We start from the raw sequence: 17885 nt of genomic DNA on the forward strand, positions 1-17885 counted from the left end.
TTACTTTCGTCCATCTTATTTAATGCAATGAAGTGCAGACAGGTGAAAGGATTGAGCACCAGCGAGGGCTATGGCCGCGCTGACGAGACCAGAGTGCAAGCCATTGTTGTCAAAAATGACATTTTTTGTAAAGCCTGCTGTGTTGCCGTGGTCGTGTAACCCGACACACGCCGTCCAGCTCCCCACACTTGCTCCAGTTACAGCAGCTCACAGCTGCCCCACTCGCAGTCAGCTACCTGAAAACTCTCGTCCGCCGCGCAGCCAGGACCAGAATGGCACAAAAATGATCAAACTGCTGATCAAAGTGATGCTCCAGCGGTTCACGCGGCGAGCAAGTCGGTTGTCCTGAAAAACGACAACCCGTGTTGCAGCACGTCAAATCAGCCCTACAAGCGCTGATCTCCCCGGCGTGCTGGCGTGGGCTGCTGGAAGACCTGAAGGCAGCGTGTAGGGCTTGCTGTGCAAACTCTCAAAATGAGAGCCCCAGCGTCACTTCAATCGACACTGGCGATGTCGGGTTTCACGACATCCCCGCCAAGCTACTGCCGCCGTCCCTGCAGCAGGTCGATGTTCATCTCAGCCGTCAAGTTGGAGGTGTAAAAGCGCTCGATCATCTCGACACTGGTGCGGGCGTTCTTGGCCAGTGTGATCAGATCAATGTTGCCCCCATACAGCAGCCTGAATGTCATGGCCGTGTGCCGCAGGCTGTAGATCGTGCGTGTTTGTCCGTTGGCCGCATTGCCCTCGATGCCCGCCAAGCTCTGCAGATACATAAACTGCCAGCCATACGCCACCAACAGCCACTTCCTGTCCTGTAGCTGGGGAAGAAACACATAGTCATCTGGCCTTCCATAGCCTTCGGCCCGTTGTCGTGCCAACAAGCGTTCATAAACAAACACGGCAGGCTGCAGCGTGACGATGGGTTTGTCGTGCTTCTTGGTTTCCGGCAGGTTCAGACGCAGGTAGATGTGCCGGCCACGCACGATGGTGACGTGCTTGTGCTTCAAGAACTTGATGTCGCTTGGCCTCATAAACCCATTCACCATAAAGCGTATGAGCCAGTGCAAGTCGGCATTGATCTGGCCGTGTTGCGCCAAGATGGCATTGCTGCTGCGGTATTTCTTTGTGAAATGTTCGGGCACAGGCTGGCCGATTCGCTGCCTCGCCAGTCTGACCAAGTCCCGGTATTCACCAAGTGAAAAACTGCCCCGAGGCTTGTCCGAAACCTTGATGACCGGAAACTTGGGCAAGGTTTTGATGATGCCGCTGCCGTGTGCGTGAGCAAAAACTTTGCGTATGGCCACCATATGCTGATGCACGGTCGTGGCCGTCAAGTCCCGGCCACTCAGCTGCTCCATAAAGTCACTCAGGTTGCGGTAGCTGATGTCTTCGATGGCCATATGGCCCAAGTGGGGCAGGATGCTGTTGTGCATCCGTTGCAAAAAGATGGGGATGTTGGCCGCGGCGAACTCCCCTCGCTTGACCCGGGCTTGCAAGCCCTGCACCACTGCCGGCACCAGATCGGCGAACTTGTTTTTCTTCTTGACTTCACGAACTTCAAGCCGGTCGGCATACAGCTCGGCGGTTTTCGTGTGGAAGAACTGCTTGGCCGCGCTGATGGCCACTTGTTTGTTCGTGGTCTTCAGGCTTTGCGTGTAGGTTCGGCCTTTAAGGAAGCAGCGCACTTGCCAATACCGGCTGGCGTTGGTCTGGAAGATGCGCAACTTGCTGGGGTAGTTGGCAATGGGCGTGATGGACGCAACGATGGGCAGAGTGCGGTGCCGTGCGGGCAGGTAGTGGGTGTCGTTTGCTGCCTGCTGCCTTGCCACATCCTGCATAGCTGCAAGCGTAGTTTCGGCCACGTGATAAGGGCAACCTGAAACCGAAAATTTGTAGCTAACCTGGTCGAGCTGCGTTGGCTGCGCTGCCACACAGGCTCGTGAACGGTCCAGCACGACGCCGTCGAACAGCCGAGGCCGTAGCGTGGGGAGTTACTACGCTGATGCCATGGCCAGACCCAATGTGCTTCCATGCCCTGTAGCACACCGAAAGGTTAGCTACACCTGTGCTCAAAACAATGGCAGGACCGTGGCTGTGGCACTGGAGCTGGCAATGGAGTGACACGCCGTTTTTGATGGCAAGATTGATCCCGAATGCACGGCGCTGGCGTGAAGCTACTACGGACGGTGTTTGGCGCCTAGACGGCACCTTCGGATACCGTAAATGAATACTTTAGAACTCTTTTACAACTGGAGCAGCTACTACGCGCTGGCGGTGATTGAGCTGGGAGAAACCATACAGGCGCTGCTGGAACGCCGCTGAGGTGTCGGGCGCGGCGTCAGCCTGCCAGCGGTTCAATCTGGATGTCCACTGTCATGCGCTCCTCACCGCCGCCTCGGCGCAGCCCTTTGATGGGCAAACAAGCGGTGTAGTCGGTGGCGGCGGCCAGGCGTATGCGGCGTTCGTCGGTGGGGCAGCGGTGGGTCACGTCCAGGCTGAGCCAGTGGCTGGCCTGGAGATCGGTGCACACGTCCACCCAGGCGTGGCTGGCCAGCTCGGGCTCGCCTTCGGCGAAGAAATAGCCGCTGACATAACGTGCCGGCAAGCCGATGCTGCGACACACGGCCACCATCACATGGGCTTGGTCCTGACACACGCCGAGCTCCCAGTCAAACGCTTCCAGCGCGGTGGTTTCCACGCCGGTGCTGCCTGGCCGGTACTGCACTTTGTCGGCCACAGCGCTGGCCAGTGCCACGAGATCGGCCACGGTGGGCTGCTCGCCACGCGCACGCGCTGCCACCAGGGCTGGCACGGTTTGCAGCGCCCACATGGCCATGCGGGGGTGCGGTTCGGCCAGCGGGGTGGACCGCAGAAAAAATGCCGGTGGCAGACGGCCGTTGTCGGCAAACGCGGCTGTACCGTGGGTGGTGACCTGGCCCTGGGCGATCACGGTGATGCGCTTCAAGGCCGCTTCGGCACGGGCGACCAGACTGAAGCTGTGTACCTGGTTACCCTGGCCGTCGGGCTGGGCGTGCAGGGTGCCGGGCGTGCGAATGTCCCACTGCTCGACCGTTTGGCACGGGCCGCTGGCAGGCCACAGGTGCAGGGTTTGCAACGAATACAGCAGCGGCTGGCTGTAGGTGTATCGGGTGGTGTGGCTGATGTGGAGTTTCATGCGGGCGTAGGGGCGTGCTCGGGTCAGCGCGCATTGTGCACGCCCCGCATGGGCATATCTGCTGGTGAACCGATCAGCAGCTCAGTGCGTGGTCGGCACCAGAAAGTCCTGGCTGATGCGTCCGCCCAGTTCGTTCACGCGGTCCAGAAACTGCGTCAGGAAGGCGTGCAAACCGGTAGACAAAATTTCGTCAATACGGGCGTATTGCAGGTCGGCCTTGAGCTTGCCAGCACGGCGCAGGGTTTCGCTGGAATGGTCGTTGGCCACCACGCTGAGGTTGTTCACCACTTCGTTCAGGCTCGCGGCCAGGCTGCGCGGCATGTCGGCCCGCAAGATGAGCAGTTCGGCCACGCGCTCGGGCGTGATCACGTCGCGGTACACCTTGCGGTAGACCTCAAAGCCGCTCACGCTGCGCAAAATGGCGCTCCAGTGGTAGAAGTCGTACTCTTGGTCCAGCTCGCTGGCTGCACCGAAAAAGTCACTTTGCACGGCGTGAAACTTCACGTCCAGCAGGCGCGCGGTGTTGTCGGCACGCTCCAGAAAAGTGCCCATGCGGTAGAAGTGAAAAGCTTCGTCTTGCAGCATGGTGCCAATGGCCACGCCGCGAGAGAGGTGTGAACGGTGTTTGACCCATTCAAAAAATGCGCCGGGATCGCGTTCGAAGTCTTTGGACTTGAGATAGCCCGCCAGTTTGAGCCATGTGGAATTTTGCGTTTCCCACAGTTCTGTGGTCAGCGCACCCCGCACGGCACGGGAGTTCTCACGCGCGGCGCGCAGGCACGAACAGATACTCGACGGGTTGGACTCGTCGCGCACCATAAAGTCCATGACGTTGCGCGGCGTGATGTCCTTGCCGTATTTGGCGGTGTAGCTGGGCATCAGCTCGCTGATCACCAGCAGGCCTTCCCAGCCCACTTGGGCTACAGCGGCCGACTGTGGCAGCAGCGAGGTCTGGTAGTTGATGTCGAGCATGCGCGCGGTGTTTTCAGCGCGCTCGGTGTAGCGGGACATCCAGAACAAATGGTCGGCGGTGCGTGACAGCATTTCAATAACTCCGGCAAACAGCGCCACACAAGCAGCGCAAAAAGTGATTCATTCCAGCGGCACCGAGGAACCGGCTTGGCCAGGCCTCTGGTGCCGCCCCCTTGAGGGGGTGACGCGAAGCAGAGCGGGGGTGCATGCCGGTGCTGCTGCGCGGGGGGATCAGTCTTCCAGCACCCATGTGTCTTTTGTACCGCCGCCTTGTGACGAGTTGACGACCAGCGAGCCGTCTTTCAGCGCCACGCGGGTCAGGCCCCCGGGCACCATCTGCACGTCTTTGCCGCTGAGCACAAAAGGACGCAGATCAATGTGGCGCGGCGCCACACCACTCTCAACATAGGTGGGGCAGGTGGACAGGCTCAGTGTGGGCTGGGCAATGTAACCCTCGGGCTTGGCTTTCACCAGGGCGCGGAACTCTTCCACCTCGGCCTTGGTGGACGCCGGGCCCACCAACATGCCGTAGCCGCCCGCACCATGCACCTCTTTCACCACCAGCTCTTCCATGTGAGCGAGCATGTACTTCAGGTCTTCAGGGTTGCGCCCCATGAAAGTGGGCACGTTGTTCAAAATGGGTTTTTGGCCCAGGTAAAACTCGATCATCTTGGGCACGTAGGGATAGATGGATTTGTCATCTGCCACGCCCGTGCCCACCGCGTTGCAAATGGCCACGTTGCCACTGCGGTACACGCCCAGCAAGCCCGCGCAACCCAGCGTGGAGGTGGGACGGAACACCAGCGGGTCCAGAAAGTCGTCGTCCACCCGGCGGTAGATCACGTCCACCCGCTTCGGCCCGCGTGTGGTGCGCATGTAGACGAAGTTGTCTTTCACAAACAGGTCTTGGCCTTCGACCAGCTCGATGCCCATTTGCTGGGCCAAAAAGGCGTGTTCAAAGTAGGCGCTGTTGTACATGCCGGGCGTGAGCACCACCACTGTGGGCTCGGCTGTGGTGGCTGGGCTGACGGCGCGCAAGGTTTCGAGCAGCAGGTCGGGGTAGTGGGCCACCGGGGACACGCGGTTCTGGCCGAACAGATCGGGGAACAGCCGCATCATCATCTTGCGGTCTTCCAGCATGTAGGAAACGCCCGAGGGCACGCGCAGGTTGTCTTCGAGCACGTAGTACTCGCCCTCGCCGGCGGCGTTCGGGGCCCGCACGATGTCCACGCCCGAGATGTGCGAGTAAACGCCACCTGGCACGTCCACGCCCATCATTTCGGGGCGAAACTGGGCGTTCTGGAAAATCTGGTCGGCCGGGATGATGCCGGCCTTGATGATTTCCTGCTCGTGGTACACGTCGTGAATGAAGCGGTTGAGCGCGGTGACGCGCTGCACCAGACCCTCTTCCATGCTGCTCCATTCCTTGGCTGGAATGATGCGGGGAATGAGGTCAAACGGAATCAGCCGCTCGGTGCCCGAGCCGTCTTCGTCTTTGGCGCCGTACACCGCAAAGGTGATGCCGACGCGGCGGAAGATCATTTCAGCCTCTTCACGGCGCGACGCCATGACCTCCTCGGGCTGCTGCGCCAGCCAGCGGGCGTAGTTTTCGTAATGGGCACGCACCTCGGTGGGCGAGGTGTTCATTTCATCAAACATGGGTCGGCTCATGGGCGTTTTCTCTCCTGGTTACAGCATAGCAAGGACTGGGCCAGGCGTCGCCAACTCGGCCTCGAATCGGTGCAAAAGAAAAACCTGGGAAGCCGTTGCGAAACCGCGTTCAATCGCGCTGCGTCGCCGCGAATGCCGGCGCCGGGTGGTGCCAGTACCGCCGGGCCACGTCTCGCTGGCAGTGCACCGCATCGGGCTCAGCGCTGCGCCAGGTGGCGGCGCCGCATTCGGCCGACGTCACCCAGCGCATGGCCCGCTGGCGGTAGCGTTCCAGCACCGCAGGCGCCGGGTGGTTGAAGCGGTTGCGGTAGCCCGACTGCACCAGTACCCAGCGCGGGCGCAGGGTGTTGAGCAGCACCGGGCTGCTGGACGTGAGGCTACCGTGGTGCGGCGCCAGCAACACGGTGGCGCGCGCATCGGGCTGCGCCAGGGCCAGGCGGGTTTCCTGCTCGGCGTCGATGTCACCCCCGAGCCAGGCGCTGTGCTGGGCGCTTGCAACGCGCAGCACGCACGACATGGCGTTGCTGCTGAGCAGGCCCTGTCCGTCGGGCCCATAGTGCGCGGGCTGCGGGTGCAGCACCTCAAAGTCCACCCCGTCCCATTGCCAGCGCTGTCCGGCCACGCAACGCTGCGCGGGCTCGGCGTCAAAAGACGACAGCCACCGCGCCTGCGGCCAGGCGCTGCGCACGGCAGCCATGCCGCCGGCGTGGTCGCTGTCGCGGTGGCTCACCACCACGGTGTGGGGCGCCTCACCCAGGACGCGCAGCAATGGCACGATCACGCGCTGCCCAGCATCGCTCTCAGGGCTGTAGCGCGGCCCAGTGTCGTAAAGCAGGGTGTGCCGGGCCGTACGCACCAACACAGCGCTGCCCTGCCCCACATCCATCGCCAGCAACTCGAACTGCCCCAAGGCGGGGCGCAGCGGCGCCCACAGCAGCACCGGCCACACCAGCAGCAGCCCAGCACCGCGCACCGCCCAGGGCAGGCGCAGCACCAGCAACACACCCCCCAGCACCCCGGCCAGCGCCAGCGGCGCGGGCGGTATGGCCCGGTAAATGGCGGCCCAGGGCCACTGGGCCAGCCACTGCAACACCGCGGCTTGCGCCTGTACGGCCAGGGCGGCGGCTTCCCACAGCAGCGGCACAGCCAGGCCCAGCATGGCCAGCGGCGTGATGACCAGCGTGACCCACGGAATGGCCAACAAGTTGGCCAGCAAGCCCACCACCGAAAACTGGCCAAACAACAGCAACGTGAGCGGGGCCAGTGCGACCGTGACCACCGCCTGTTCGCGCAGCAGCCCGCCAGCGGCGCGCAGGGATCGCCGGGCTCGCGGTTCCTGCTCGGCCTGTGCCGCACGGGCCAGGGGTTGCCCTGGATCGGTGGCAAACAAAATACCCACCGCCACAAAACTCAGCCAAAAGCCCGGCTGCAGCAAGGCCCAGGGGTCCAGCAACAGCACCGCCACCATGGCCAGCAGCCACACCACCGGCCACGGCCAGCGCCGCACCGACAGGCGCAAGCCCACCACCACCGCGAGCATGATCACCGTGCGCTGAGAAGGCACGCCCCAGCCCGAAAACAGCGCGTAAGCGGTGGCCAGCGCCACCCCGCCCACACCAGCCGCCAGCGGGGCGGGCACCGCCAGCAAGGCCTGCGGCCGCACCCGAGCCAGACGCCGCCACAAAACGCCCATGAGCGCGGTCGCCAACCATGCAAACATGGTCACATGCAGGCCGGAAATGCTCATTAAATGGGCCACGCCGGTGGTGCGAAACAGGTCCCAGTCGGCGCGCTCGATGGCGCTTTGGTCGCCGACCACCAGCGCCGCCAGCACGCCGGCGCTGCGGGGATCGCCCACCTGCGCGTCAATGCGCTCGCTGACCCACTGGCGGGCTGCGTCCAGCGGATGCCAGGCTGTGCGGCCCAGGCGCTGGGGAGCGGGGTCTCGCGGGCCGTTGCGCACATAGCCGGTGGCGCCAATGCTTTGTTCCCACAATTGGCGTTCGCGGTCAAAGCCATGCGGGTTGGCGTTGCCATGCGGGCTGCGCAAGCGCACAGTGAAGCGCCAGCGGTCGCCGGCGCGCAGACCAGGGCTTTGCCGGGTGCCGGCGCTGGCCTCTTCAAACGCTGCCGCGGCGCTGCCATACCAGCTCAGCTGCAGGCGCTCGGGCAAAGGTACCGGCTGCCCGGCTCGGGTGGCGGTTTCAACCACCAGATCAAAGCGCTCGCCCAGCTCGGTGCGCCGCGGCAGCGAGGCCACGCGCCCGGTCACCACCAGGTCCAGCCCCTGCAAGTGGTGGGGCATGGCCTGCGCGGCGTGGTGGGCAGCGCGGGCACCCGTGAGACCCAGGCCGGCCAGCGCACCCGCCAGCAGCGCGCCGAGCAACAAACCACGCGAGCCCACCCGCGCAGACCCGACAAGCCCCAACGGCAGCAGCAGCCCAGCAGACAGCAAGCAACCCGCATACACCCCCAAGGACCACAGGGTCGCCTGCTGCAACTGCAGCGCCACCCCGAGCATCCAGGCCAGCAAGAAAATCAGGCTGGGGTGCGCCATGCTCACGCCGCGCCAAGGCGACGCTGACAAAACAGGCGGCGCTTCGGCCGTCTGGCGGTGGCGGGGCTTGGCCAGCAGTCATAGCCGTCTGGCGCAAGACTTGCTAGCATGGGCAAAGGCCGTGACGGCAACGCGCGCGCCAGCGAATTCATTGTTTTTACCCCCCTGTTGAAAGACACCAGCATGGCCATTCATGTTGCCCTGAGCCACATCACCCATTATCGGTACGACCGCCTGGTCAAACTCGGTCCGCAGGTGGTGCGCCTGCGCCCTGCGCCACACAGCCGCACGAAGGTGTTGTCTTATTCCCAACGCATCGAGCCAGCAGACCATTTCATCAACTGGCAGCAAGACCCGTTTGCCAACTACCAGGCCCGCCTGGTGTTCCCCGAGCCCACCACCGAATTCAAGGTCACCATCGACCTGGTGGTGGAAATGGCGGTACACAACCCGTTTGACTTCTTTCTGGAGCCCAAGGCCGAGAAGTTTCCGTTTGCCTACGACGCAGCCCAGCTTCAAGAGCTTGCTCCCTACTTGGCCACCGCACCGGTCACACCACTGCTGCAGGCCTACCTGACGAAGGTGGACCGTACCGAACGCCGCACCATCGACTTTCTGGTCGACGTGAACCAGATGCTGCAGCGCGATATTTCGTACACCATCCGCATGGAGCCTGGCGTGCAGACGCCGGAGGAAACGCTCACGCTGGGCAGCGGCTCCTGCCGCGACACAGGCTGGCTGATGGTGCAGATACTGCGCCACATGGGCCTGGCGGCGCGCTTTGTGTCGGGCTACCTGATCCAGCTCAAGTCGGACGTGAAGTCGGTCGACGGCCCCAACGGCCCCGAACAAGATTTCACCGACCTGCACGCCTGGTGCGAGGTGTTTTTGCCCGGCGCTGGCTGGATCGGGCTGGACCCTACGTCAGGCCTGCTGGCCGGCGAAGGCCACATTCCGCTGGCCTGCACGCCGCAGCCGTCCAGCGCGGCGCCGGTGGAAGGCGCCATGGACAAGTGTGAGGTCGAATTCAGCCACCACATGGGTGTGACGCGGGTGTACGAGTCACCCCGCGTGACCAAGCCTTACTCCGAAGAACAATGGGCCAGCGTGCTGGCCCTGGGCGAAGCGGTGGACGCCGACCTGGACAAGCACGACGTGCGCCTGACGATGGGTGGCGAGCCCACTTACGTGGCCACCGCCGACCGCGACGCCGCCGAATGGAACACCGACGCCCTGGGCCCCACCAAGCGCGGCTACGCCACCGAGCTGCTCGGCCGGCTGCGCGAGCGCTATGGGGCGGGCGGCTTCGTGCACATGGGCCAGGGCAAGTGGTACCCCGGCGAACAGTTGCCGCGCTGGGCCTTGTCGCTGTTCTGGCGCGCCGACGGCGAGCCCTGCTGGAACAACCCGGCGCTGCTGGCCGACGAGCGCGACCAGGCCCGCTTTGACGCGGAAGACGCCCGGCGCTTCACGCAGGCGCTGGCCCGCAAGCTCGGCCTGTCCACCCAATACATCACACCCGGCTACGAGGACACCTGGTACTACCTGTGGCGCGAGCGCCGCCTGCCGGTCAACGTGGACCCGTTTGACGCCAAGCTGGACGACGAGCTGGAGCGTGCCCGCCTGCGCCGCGTGTTCACCCAGGGTCTGGACGCCACGGTGGGCTTTGTGCTGCCGCTGCAGGCCGACGGCGACGGCCCGCTGTCCAACACCGGCAAAGGTGCCTACCACCGCGTCTCGGGCACCCGCTGGTCCACCGGGCCGTGGTTTTTCCGTGATGAGCGCATGTACCTGGTGCCCGGCGACTCCCCCATGGGCTACCGCCTGCCACTGGACTCGCTGCCCTGGGTGTCGGCCGGCGACTACCCGTACCACATTGAACAAGACCCGCACACCGCCCGCGACCCGCTGCCCAAAGGCGCCACCGTGAAGCACCAGGTGTCGCCGCACCAGGCGGGCGGCGGTTTTGCCGAAGGGGGCACCGTGGCCCTGCAGGGTATGGACTACAACGCCACCGGCCCTGCCGTGGACGGCCTGCGCCCCGGCCAACCCGGCCCCGGCGCAGCGCCGGCGCAACCGCTGTCGGCCCAGTTTCCGCAGCGCAACGAATCGGCCGCCTGGCTCACCCGCACCGCCCTGTGTGTGGAAACGCGCGACCCGCACCGTGCCAACGGCCCCAAGGCCGAAAAAGTGGGTGGTGGCAAGAACCAGCACATTTACGTGTTCATGCCGCCCATGCAGCGGCTGGAAGACTACCTGGACCTGCTCGCGGCCGTGGAAGCCACAGCCGAGAAGCTGGGCATGGCCATCGTGCTGGAGGGTTACCCGCCACCGCGCGATCCACGCCTGAAAACGCTGCAGGTCACGCCCGACCCGGGCGTGATCGAGGTCAACATCCACCCCGCCCACAACTGGGGCGAGCTGGTGGACCACACCGAGTTTTTGTACGGCGCGGCCCACGAAACCCGGCTCTGTGCCGAAAAGTTCATGACCGACGGGCGCCACACCGGCACCGGCGGCGGCAACCACTTTGTGATGGGCGGCGCCACCCCGGCCGACTCCCCGTTTCTGCGCCGCCCCGAGCTGCTGGGCAGCCTGGTGGCCTATTGGCACAACCACCCTTCCCTGTCGTATTTGTTCAGTGGCATGTTCATTGGCCCCACCAGCCAGGCGCCTCGGGTGGACGAAGCCCGCAACGACCAGCTCTACGAGCTGGAAATTGCGCTGGCGCAGATCGAGAAAAACCGCCAGACCTACGGGCAGGACATGCCGCCCTGGCTCGTTGACAGAACGCTGCGCAACATCCTGATCGATGTGACCGGCAACACCCACCGCAGCGAGTTTTGTATTGACAAGCTGTATTCGCCCGACGCGCCCACCGGCCGCCTGGGCCTGCTGGAGCTGCGCGCCTTCGAGATGCCGCCCCACGCCCGCATGAGCATTGCCCAGCAACTGCTGCTGCGCGCGCTGGTGTCGAGCTTCTGGCAACAACCGTGGCACGGCAAGCTCACCCGCTGGGGCACCGAGCTGCACGACCGCTACCTGCTGCCCACCTATGTGCGCATGGACTTCCAGGACGTGCTCACCGACCTGGCCGACTTTGGCTACCACTTCGACCCGGCCTGGTTTGAGCCGCACTTCGAGTTCCGCTTCCCGCTGGTGGGCGAGGTGGCTGCGCGCGGCATCGAACTCACCCTGCGCAGCGCCCTGGAGCCCTGGCATGTGATGGGTGAAGAGGGCGCGCCGGGCGGCACCGTGCGCTATGTGGATTCGTCGCTGGAACGCATTGAAGTGCGGGTGAGCGGCTGGAACGACAGCCGCCATGTGATCACCTGCAACGGCCGCGCCCTGCCGCTGCACAGCACCGGGACCGTGGGTGACTACGTCGCAGGCGTGCGCTACAAGGCCTGGAGCCCGCCATCGGCCCTGCACCCGTCCATTCCTGCACACGCACCACTCACGTTTGACATCGTGGACACCTGGATGCAGCGCTCGCTGGGCGGCTGCCAGTACTTTGTGGCCCACCCCGGCGGGCGCAATTACGACACCTTCCCCATCAACGCCTATGAGGCCGAAAGCCGGCGCATGTCGCGCTTCTTCCAGATGGGCCACACACCGGGCAAACTGGTGGTCACGCCCGCTGCATCGAGCCGGGAATTTCCGTGCACACTCGACCTGCGCACCTGAGCACCAGCGGTCGTAGAAACTTGTGAAGGAAACACCTGGGGTTTCACCTGTGCACGGGCAGCCCGCTACCCAGCGGGCATACTCGGGCGCAGTGAACACAGAAGCATCCGACCCGCCACTCGACAAGCCCAGCCCCGGCCAGCCCGGGGACTGGGCTTTGTCACTGTCCCTACCGGCCGACGCCGGCCACCGCGACGAGCTGCGCCAGCACAGGCCCGGCCAAGCCGCCGCTGAAGATGCACTGGCCCCCCACTGGGCCAGTTTCTTCGAGCACATGGGCGCCGAAGGTTTTACCGACCTGAACCGCCGCGCCGACAACCTGCAGCGCCAGGTGCGCGACAACGGCGTGACCTACAACGTCTACGCCGACGCCGCCACAGGCCAGCAGCGCCCTTGGGCGCTCGACCTGTTTCCCACCATCATCAACCCGCAAGACTGGGCCCACATAGAAACCGGTGTGCTGCAGCGCGCCCGCCTGCTCAACGCCATGATGGCCGACCTGTACGGCCCGGGCGAACTGCTCAAACGGGCCATGCTGCCCGCCGCGCTGGTGCAAGGCCACCCCGGCTATTTGCGCGCCATGCAAGGCGTGCAGCCACCCGGTGGCACCTGGCTGCACATCGTCGCGTTTGACTTGGCGCACGGCCCCGATGGCCGCTGGTGGGTGGTGGGCCAGCGCGCCCAGGCACCGTCGGGCCTGGGTTACCTGCTTGAAAACCGCATCGCCATCTCGCGCCAGTTCCCGCAAGCATTTGCCGACATGAAGGTGCAGCGCCTGGCCGCCAGCTACCGCGCGCTCATGGACGGCATCAAGGCCATGGCGCCTGAGGGTGACAACGCCCGCATTGCCCTGCTCACGCCCGGCCCCTACAACGAAACCTATTTTGAACACGCCTACCTGGCGCGGTACCTCGGCCTCACCTTGGTGGAGGGCAACGACCTCACCGTGCGCGACCAGCGCCTGTACCTAAAGACGCTCAAAGGCCTGGAGCCAGTGCACGCGCTCATCAAGCGGCTGGACGACGAATGGCTAGACCCGCTTGAACTGCGCTCCGACTCCACGCTGGGTGTGCCCGGCCTGCTGCAGGTGCTGCGCGCGGGCAACCTGCTGCTGGCCAACGCACCCGGCTCGGCGCCGCTCGAATCCAGCGCCGTGCTGGGCTTCCTGCCCGCCATCAGCCGCCACCTGCTGGGTGAAGAGCTGGCCCTGCCGTCGCTGGCCACCTGGTGGTGCGGTGAAGACGCCGCCCTGCGCGAGGTGCTGCCGCTGCTCAAGGGCAGCGTGATCAAGCCCACCTACCCGCGCTCGGGCCTGGAAACCGCTATGGGCCAGAGCCTGAGCGCGCGCGAACTCGACGAATGGTCGGGCCGCATGGTGCGCCACCCCGAGGACTACACCGTGCAGGCCTGGCTGCCGCTCAGCCAGACGCCCACCTGGGCCGACGAGCGCATCGGTGGTTCGCCGGGACGCCCCAAAAACAACGGCACCTCCTCGGGCGGCCAGGCAACGCCGGGTGTGGGGGCCATAGCGCCCCGTTCGGCCATGTTGCGGGTGTTTGCCCTGGCTGACGGCCCGCAAAGCTGGCGCGTGCTGCCGGGCGGCCTGGTGCGGCTGGCGCCGCGCGGCCAGCTCATTGCCGCCATGCAGCGCGGCGGCAGCAGCGCCGACTGCTGGGTGCTCACCGAAGGCGCGGTCGACCGCACCACGCTGCTGCAGTCAGCGCCCAGCACACTCGCCATTGCCACCCAGAAACGCCCCGTCACCAGCCGCGCCGCTGAAAACCTGTTTTGGCTCGGCCGCTACACCGAACGCACCGAAAACAGCATCCGGCTCGCGCAGATCGTGTTGAACCAGCTGAGCGGGGAAGAACCCAGCTCCCCCGCGCTCATGGCCTGGCTGTCGGCCACCGCGCGCGAACACTCGCTGGTGCTGCCCGACGTGCCCGGCGCCGCGCAGTCGCCCCGCGTGTTTGCCCGCAGCCTCATTGCAGCGCTGGCGCCACCAGCGGGCAGCCCGCAGGCGGCGCAGTCGTTCAGCGTGGGCTTCAACCTGCGGGCGCTCAAGGCCTCGGCGGCGCAGGTGCGCGAACGCCTGTCGCAAGAACACTGGAACGTGATCGAGCGCACCGAGGCCGCCTTTGCACGCGACTGCGCCGCCCTGTCCACCGACGCCGAATACGCCACCGCCGAAGCCCTGAGCGCGCTGCAAAACGCCAGCGAACTGCTGGCCGCCATCACCGGTTCGCAAACCGACCGCATGGTGCGCGACGACGGCTGGCGCCTGCTCTCGGTGGGCCGCCATATTGAAAGGCTCATCACCCTGTCGCGCGCGCTCATGCTCGGTCTGGAACACCACTGCCTGCACGACGCCGAAGGCTTTGAGGCGGTGGTGGCGCTGTTTGACAGCACCATCACCTTTCACGCCATGTACCAGCAGCGGCGCGACATGGTCGCCCTGATCGATCTGCTAGTGCTCGACCGCGACAACCCCCGCTCGCTCGCCTGGGTGGTACAAACCCTGCGCTCGCGCCTGGCCAAGCTGGCCCAGAGCGCCACTCCGCAAGACGCCGAACTGGCGATGGCCCTGCCCGACCCCGACACCTGGTTGCTCCACGACCTGAGCAGCTGGCAACGCTCGGCCGACGGCCAGCGCACCTGGGGCGACCTGGCTACGCTGCTGGATGCCTGCGAGCTGGCCGCCGGCAACCTGTCCAACGACATTTCGCGCCTGCACTTCAGCCACGCCGACCGGCAAAACCAGAGTCTGGGAGCCTGAGCGTGTTGCTTCGCATCATCCACCGCACGACCTACCGCTACCAGGGCAGCATCGACATGGCGCAGCACATGGTGCATTTGTCGCCAGTGAACACGGCGGGCCAGCGGGTGCTAGAGCACACGCTGCGCATCACGCCCGAACCTGCCAGCCGCAGCCAGACCACCGACGTGTTTGGCAACTTGCGCACCTTCTTTTCACTGCAAGCCCCCCACGACACGCTCACCGTGCAAGCCGACAGCGCCGTCTTGACCTGCGCGCCATCGGAATTGCCCCACAGCGCGGCCTGGCAAAAGCTCACGTGGGAGCGCGTGCGTGAACACTTCCGCTACCGCGCCCAAGCCCCGTTTGACCCGGCCAGCGAATTTTTGTTTGCCTCACCCTACGTGCCGCGCGACGACGCTTTTGCCGCCTTCGCCCGCCCCGCGGTCAAGCCTGGCATGCCCATGCTCGAAGCGGCACGAGCGCTCATGGAACGCATCCACACCGAGCTGACATACGAAACCGCCAGCACCGAAGTCAACACCCCGGCGCTGCAGGCACTGGAGCAAGGCAAAGGCGTCTGCCAGGACTTTGCCCACATCATGCTAGGCTGCCTGCGCAGCCTGGGCCTGCCCGCGCGGTATGTGAGCGGCTACCTGCTCACCCAGCCGCCACCCGGCAAGCCCCGCCTCATCGGCGCCGACGCATCGCACGCCTGGGTATCGGTGTACGTGCCCTACCCGCCAGACATGCTGGGCCGCGATGCGCGCCGCGCCCCGCAAGACCCAGACCCCACGGAAACCGAGCGCGAAGAGGAACCGCAAGCCGGCGCAGAAAGCCCGTCCACCGGGGCAGCCGGCGCCTGGTTTGACTTCGACCCCACCAACAACCGCTGCGGCTGGGGCAGCCCCGGCGAAGACTACGTCACCCTCGCCACCGGCCGCGACTTTGCCGACGTGTCGCCCATGCGCGGCGTCATCCAGGGCGGCGCCCGGCACACCCTGGAAGTGGGCGTGACCGTGGCACCACCCGAAGAACTGGCCGCGCTACAAGCGCCAGCCAACTGAGCCCAAAGCACCCGTCGGGCCCACCCCGGCTTGCCACTTGGGCCGAGCACCAACGACCGTTGCGGCTGAGACTGTCAAAGCCCCGCAGCCACCGCACCACCCCATGAATTTGCTTCATGCAGCGGGTCCAGCCTAGGCCCGGTCGCTAGAATGAAACGCTCTATTCAAACCGCTTTCCCCCATTCAGGAGACCACCCCATGAGCGTCTACACCAAACTGTCCCAGCTCGGCATTGAGCTGCCTCCCGTCGCCATTCCTGCCGCCGCCTACGTGCCCTTCGTGCAAACCGGCAACCTCGTTTTCCTCAGCGGCCACATCGCAAAAAAAGACGGCAAACCCTGGGTCGGCCAGCTCGGTCTGACCATGGACACCGAAGAAGGCAAAGCCGCCGCCCGAGCCATCGCCATTGACCTCATGGGCACCCTGGCCGCCGCCTGCCTGGCCACGGGCAAAACGCTCGATGACGTCAAACGCATCGTCAAAGTCATGAGCCTGGTTAACAGCACCGGCACCTTCACCGAACAACACCTCGTCACCAACGGCGCCAGCGAACTCTTCGGAGAAGTCTTCGGCCCCCAAGCCGGCGCCCACGCCCGCAGTGCCTTTGGCGTGGCGCAGATCCCGATGGGTGCCTGTGTCGAAATTGAGTTGATCGCCGAACTGGGGTAAGTCAAAGCCACCCACATTGCAGTGGTCTATGTCTGTGTCGGTTCATCCCATGCAAGCCACTGAATTGCCGGCTGTGGCAAAACTGTTTGACCAGTACCGCCAGTTTTACGAGCAGGCCCCGGACCTCGCACTGTCGCAGCGCTTTTTGCACGAACGCTTCGAGCGAGGAGAATCGGTGGTGTTGGTGGCTCAAGTGGCATCGGGCGAGTTGGTCGGCTTTTGCCAAATGTTTCCCTCGTTCTGCTCGGTGGAGGCTGCGCCCACCTACACCCTTTACGACTTGTTTGTGTCGCCGCCTGCACGAAAACGGGGTACCGGTCGGCTGCTGTTGCTGGCAGCCGAGGCACGGGCTTTCGCAGACGGAAGGGTACGAATGGACCTCACCACGGCGCGGACCAATCTGAAAGCTCAGGCGCTCTACGAGTCGCTGGGCTGGGTGCGAGAGCGTATTTTTTTGGCCTACACCAGGCGCGTGGGCGGGGCTGCCGTTTCCTGACCCGCACGGTACAACGCAAAAGAGGCTCCCGAAGGAGCCTCTTTTTTTGGGGGTATGACACGGCCCGAGAGCCATTTGCGCCAAACCGGTATCAGACAGCCTTGGCGGCCTTTTTCACCATGTCGGTGGTCTGCTTGGTGGCCACAGCAAAGTTGGCTTGGGCCGCTGCGGTGGCTTTCTTGATGCTGGCCTGGGCGGACTCAACAGCTTTCTGGCTGTTGTTCAACGCGCTCTGGAAAGCGGCCACAGCGGTTTCGGTACCGGCAGGGGCGCTCTTCACGAGCTGGTCCACCGAAGCGCCGAAGGCTTTCTGTGCGTCGGCCATGTTGGCTTCGATCTGCTTGGTGATGTCGGCGCTGCCTTCGGTGGCAATGCTCTGCACATGCTGGAAGTAAGCGGTCGACTTTTCAGCCAGGGGCTGGAAGAAGCCGGTTTGCAGCGTCATGAATTCCTGGGGCGTCTTGGCCGACATAGCGGCTTTGGCGTGGCTGAAGGACTCGCTCACGGCGGCTTTGGAAGCGGCCATGTTGAGTTCGACCAGCTTTTCTGCACCGGCGAAGGCCTTTTTGAAGGCGCCTTCGAAGGCTTCCATGTTGGCTTTGTTGGCGGCGATGATTTGGTCGGCAGGGTTGTTCATTTCGGTTTCCTTAAAGTGGATGTGACAGAGGAGCCGCCGGTTGAACATGCATCGGATCGCCGATTTATGTTGCAGTGCAGCATGATCGCAATTCTACGGGTATTCCCGAGGATGGCAAGCATTTTTGCTGCACTGCAACAAAGTTAGGGGCATTCCCCCAACTATGTCACATCGGTACACGCGGGGTGTCCCGCTGTAA

At 64.6% G+C, this 17885-nt stretch carries 11 protein-coding genes; 5 read left to right on the forward strand and 6 right to left on the reverse strand.

The annotated features are described in order from the left end of the window. Positions 1 to 539: 539 nt before the first annotated feature. The 5 genes from ACTG4K_RS14745 to ACTG4K_RS14765 form a co-directional block, all read right to left on the reverse strand. On the reverse strand, positions 540 to 1955 hold the full coding sequence (locus tag ACTG4K_RS14745) for a hypothetical protein (RefSeq protein ID WP_439114969.1): 1416 nt from the start codon (positions 1953 to 1955) through the stop codon (positions 540 to 542). A 383-nt stretch (positions 1956 to 2338) separates the two neighbouring features. Continuing rightward, on the reverse strand, positions 2339 to 3175 hold the full coding sequence (locus tag ACTG4K_RS14750) for a transglutaminase family protein (protein WP_439114970.1): 837 nt from the start codon (positions 3173 to 3175) through the stop codon (positions 2339 to 2341). A gap of 81 nt (positions 3176 to 3256) precedes the next feature. Beyond that, complete coding sequence (locus ACTG4K_RS14755; protein WP_439114971.1) at positions 3257 to 4219, reverse strand: alpha-E domain-containing protein; 963 nt, start codon at positions 4217 to 4219, stop codon at positions 3257 to 3259. Between the two features lie 159 nt (positions 4220 to 4378). Next, positions 4379 to 5818: a circularly permuted type 2 ATP-grasp protein gene (locus tag ACTG4K_RS14760; protein WP_439114972.1), complete on the reverse strand. Its 1440-nt coding sequence runs from the start codon at positions 5816 to 5818 to the stop codon at positions 4379 to 4381. A 109-nt stretch (positions 5819 to 5927) separates the two neighbouring features. Next, positions 5928 to 8375, reverse strand: coding sequence for a DNA internalization-related competence protein ComEC/Rec2 (locus ACTG4K_RS14765; RefSeq protein ID WP_439114973.1), 2448 nt, complete (start codon positions 8373 to 8375; stop codon positions 5928 to 5930). 183 nt (positions 8376 to 8558) lie between these two features. On the opposite strand from ACTG4K_RS14765, the gene ACTG4K_RS14770 reads away from it, so the two are divergent. The 5 genes from ACTG4K_RS14770 to ACTG4K_RS14790 all read left to right on the forward strand — a co-directional run bounded on the left by ACTG4K_RS14770 (position 8559) and on the right by ACTG4K_RS14790 (position 17049). Further along, positions 8559 to 12062: a DUF2126 domain-containing protein gene (locus tag ACTG4K_RS14770; protein WP_439115113.1), complete on the forward strand. Its 3504-nt coding sequence runs from the start codon at positions 8559 to 8561 to the stop codon at positions 12060 to 12062. A gap of 91 nt (positions 12063 to 12153) precedes the next feature. Continuing rightward, positions 12154 to 14838, forward strand: a complete 2685-nt coding sequence (locus tag ACTG4K_RS14775) for a circularly permuted type 2 ATP-grasp protein (RefSeq protein WP_439114974.1) — start codon at positions 12154 to 12156, stop codon at positions 14836 to 14838. 2 nt (positions 14839 to 14840) lie between these two features. After that, the gene (locus tag ACTG4K_RS14780; RefSeq protein ID WP_439114975.1) at positions 14841 to 15884 is read left to right on the forward strand and encodes a transglutaminase family protein; all 1044 of its coding nucleotides are present in this window, start codon (positions 14841 to 14843) and stop codon (positions 15882 to 15884) included. 198 nt (positions 15885 to 16082) lie between these two features. Beyond that, positions 16083 to 16553, forward strand: a complete 471-nt coding sequence (locus ACTG4K_RS14785; protein ID WP_439114976.1) for a RidA family protein — start codon at positions 16083 to 16085, stop codon at positions 16551 to 16553. Positions 16554 to 16602: 49 nt separating this feature from the next. Further along, on the forward strand, positions 16603 to 17049 hold the full coding sequence (locus ACTG4K_RS14790) for a GNAT family N-acetyltransferase (RefSeq protein ID WP_439114977.1): 447 nt from the start codon (positions 16603 to 16605) through the stop codon (positions 17047 to 17049). A gap of 91 nt (positions 17050 to 17140) precedes the next feature. On the opposite strand, the gene ACTG4K_RS14795 is transcribed toward ACTG4K_RS14790, so the two are convergent. Further along, entirely contained in the window at positions 17141 to 17686 is a 546-nt protein-coding gene (locus tag ACTG4K_RS14795; RefSeq protein ID WP_439114978.1) for a phasin family protein, read from the reverse strand. Between the last annotated feature and the right edge of the window lie 199 nt (positions 17687 to 17885).

Origin of the sequence: Hydrogenophaga sp., assembly GCF_965657535.1 — a bacterium.
Taxonomy (GTDB): Bacteria; Pseudomonadota; Gammaproteobacteria; order Burkholderiales; family Burkholderiaceae_C; genus Hydrogenophaga.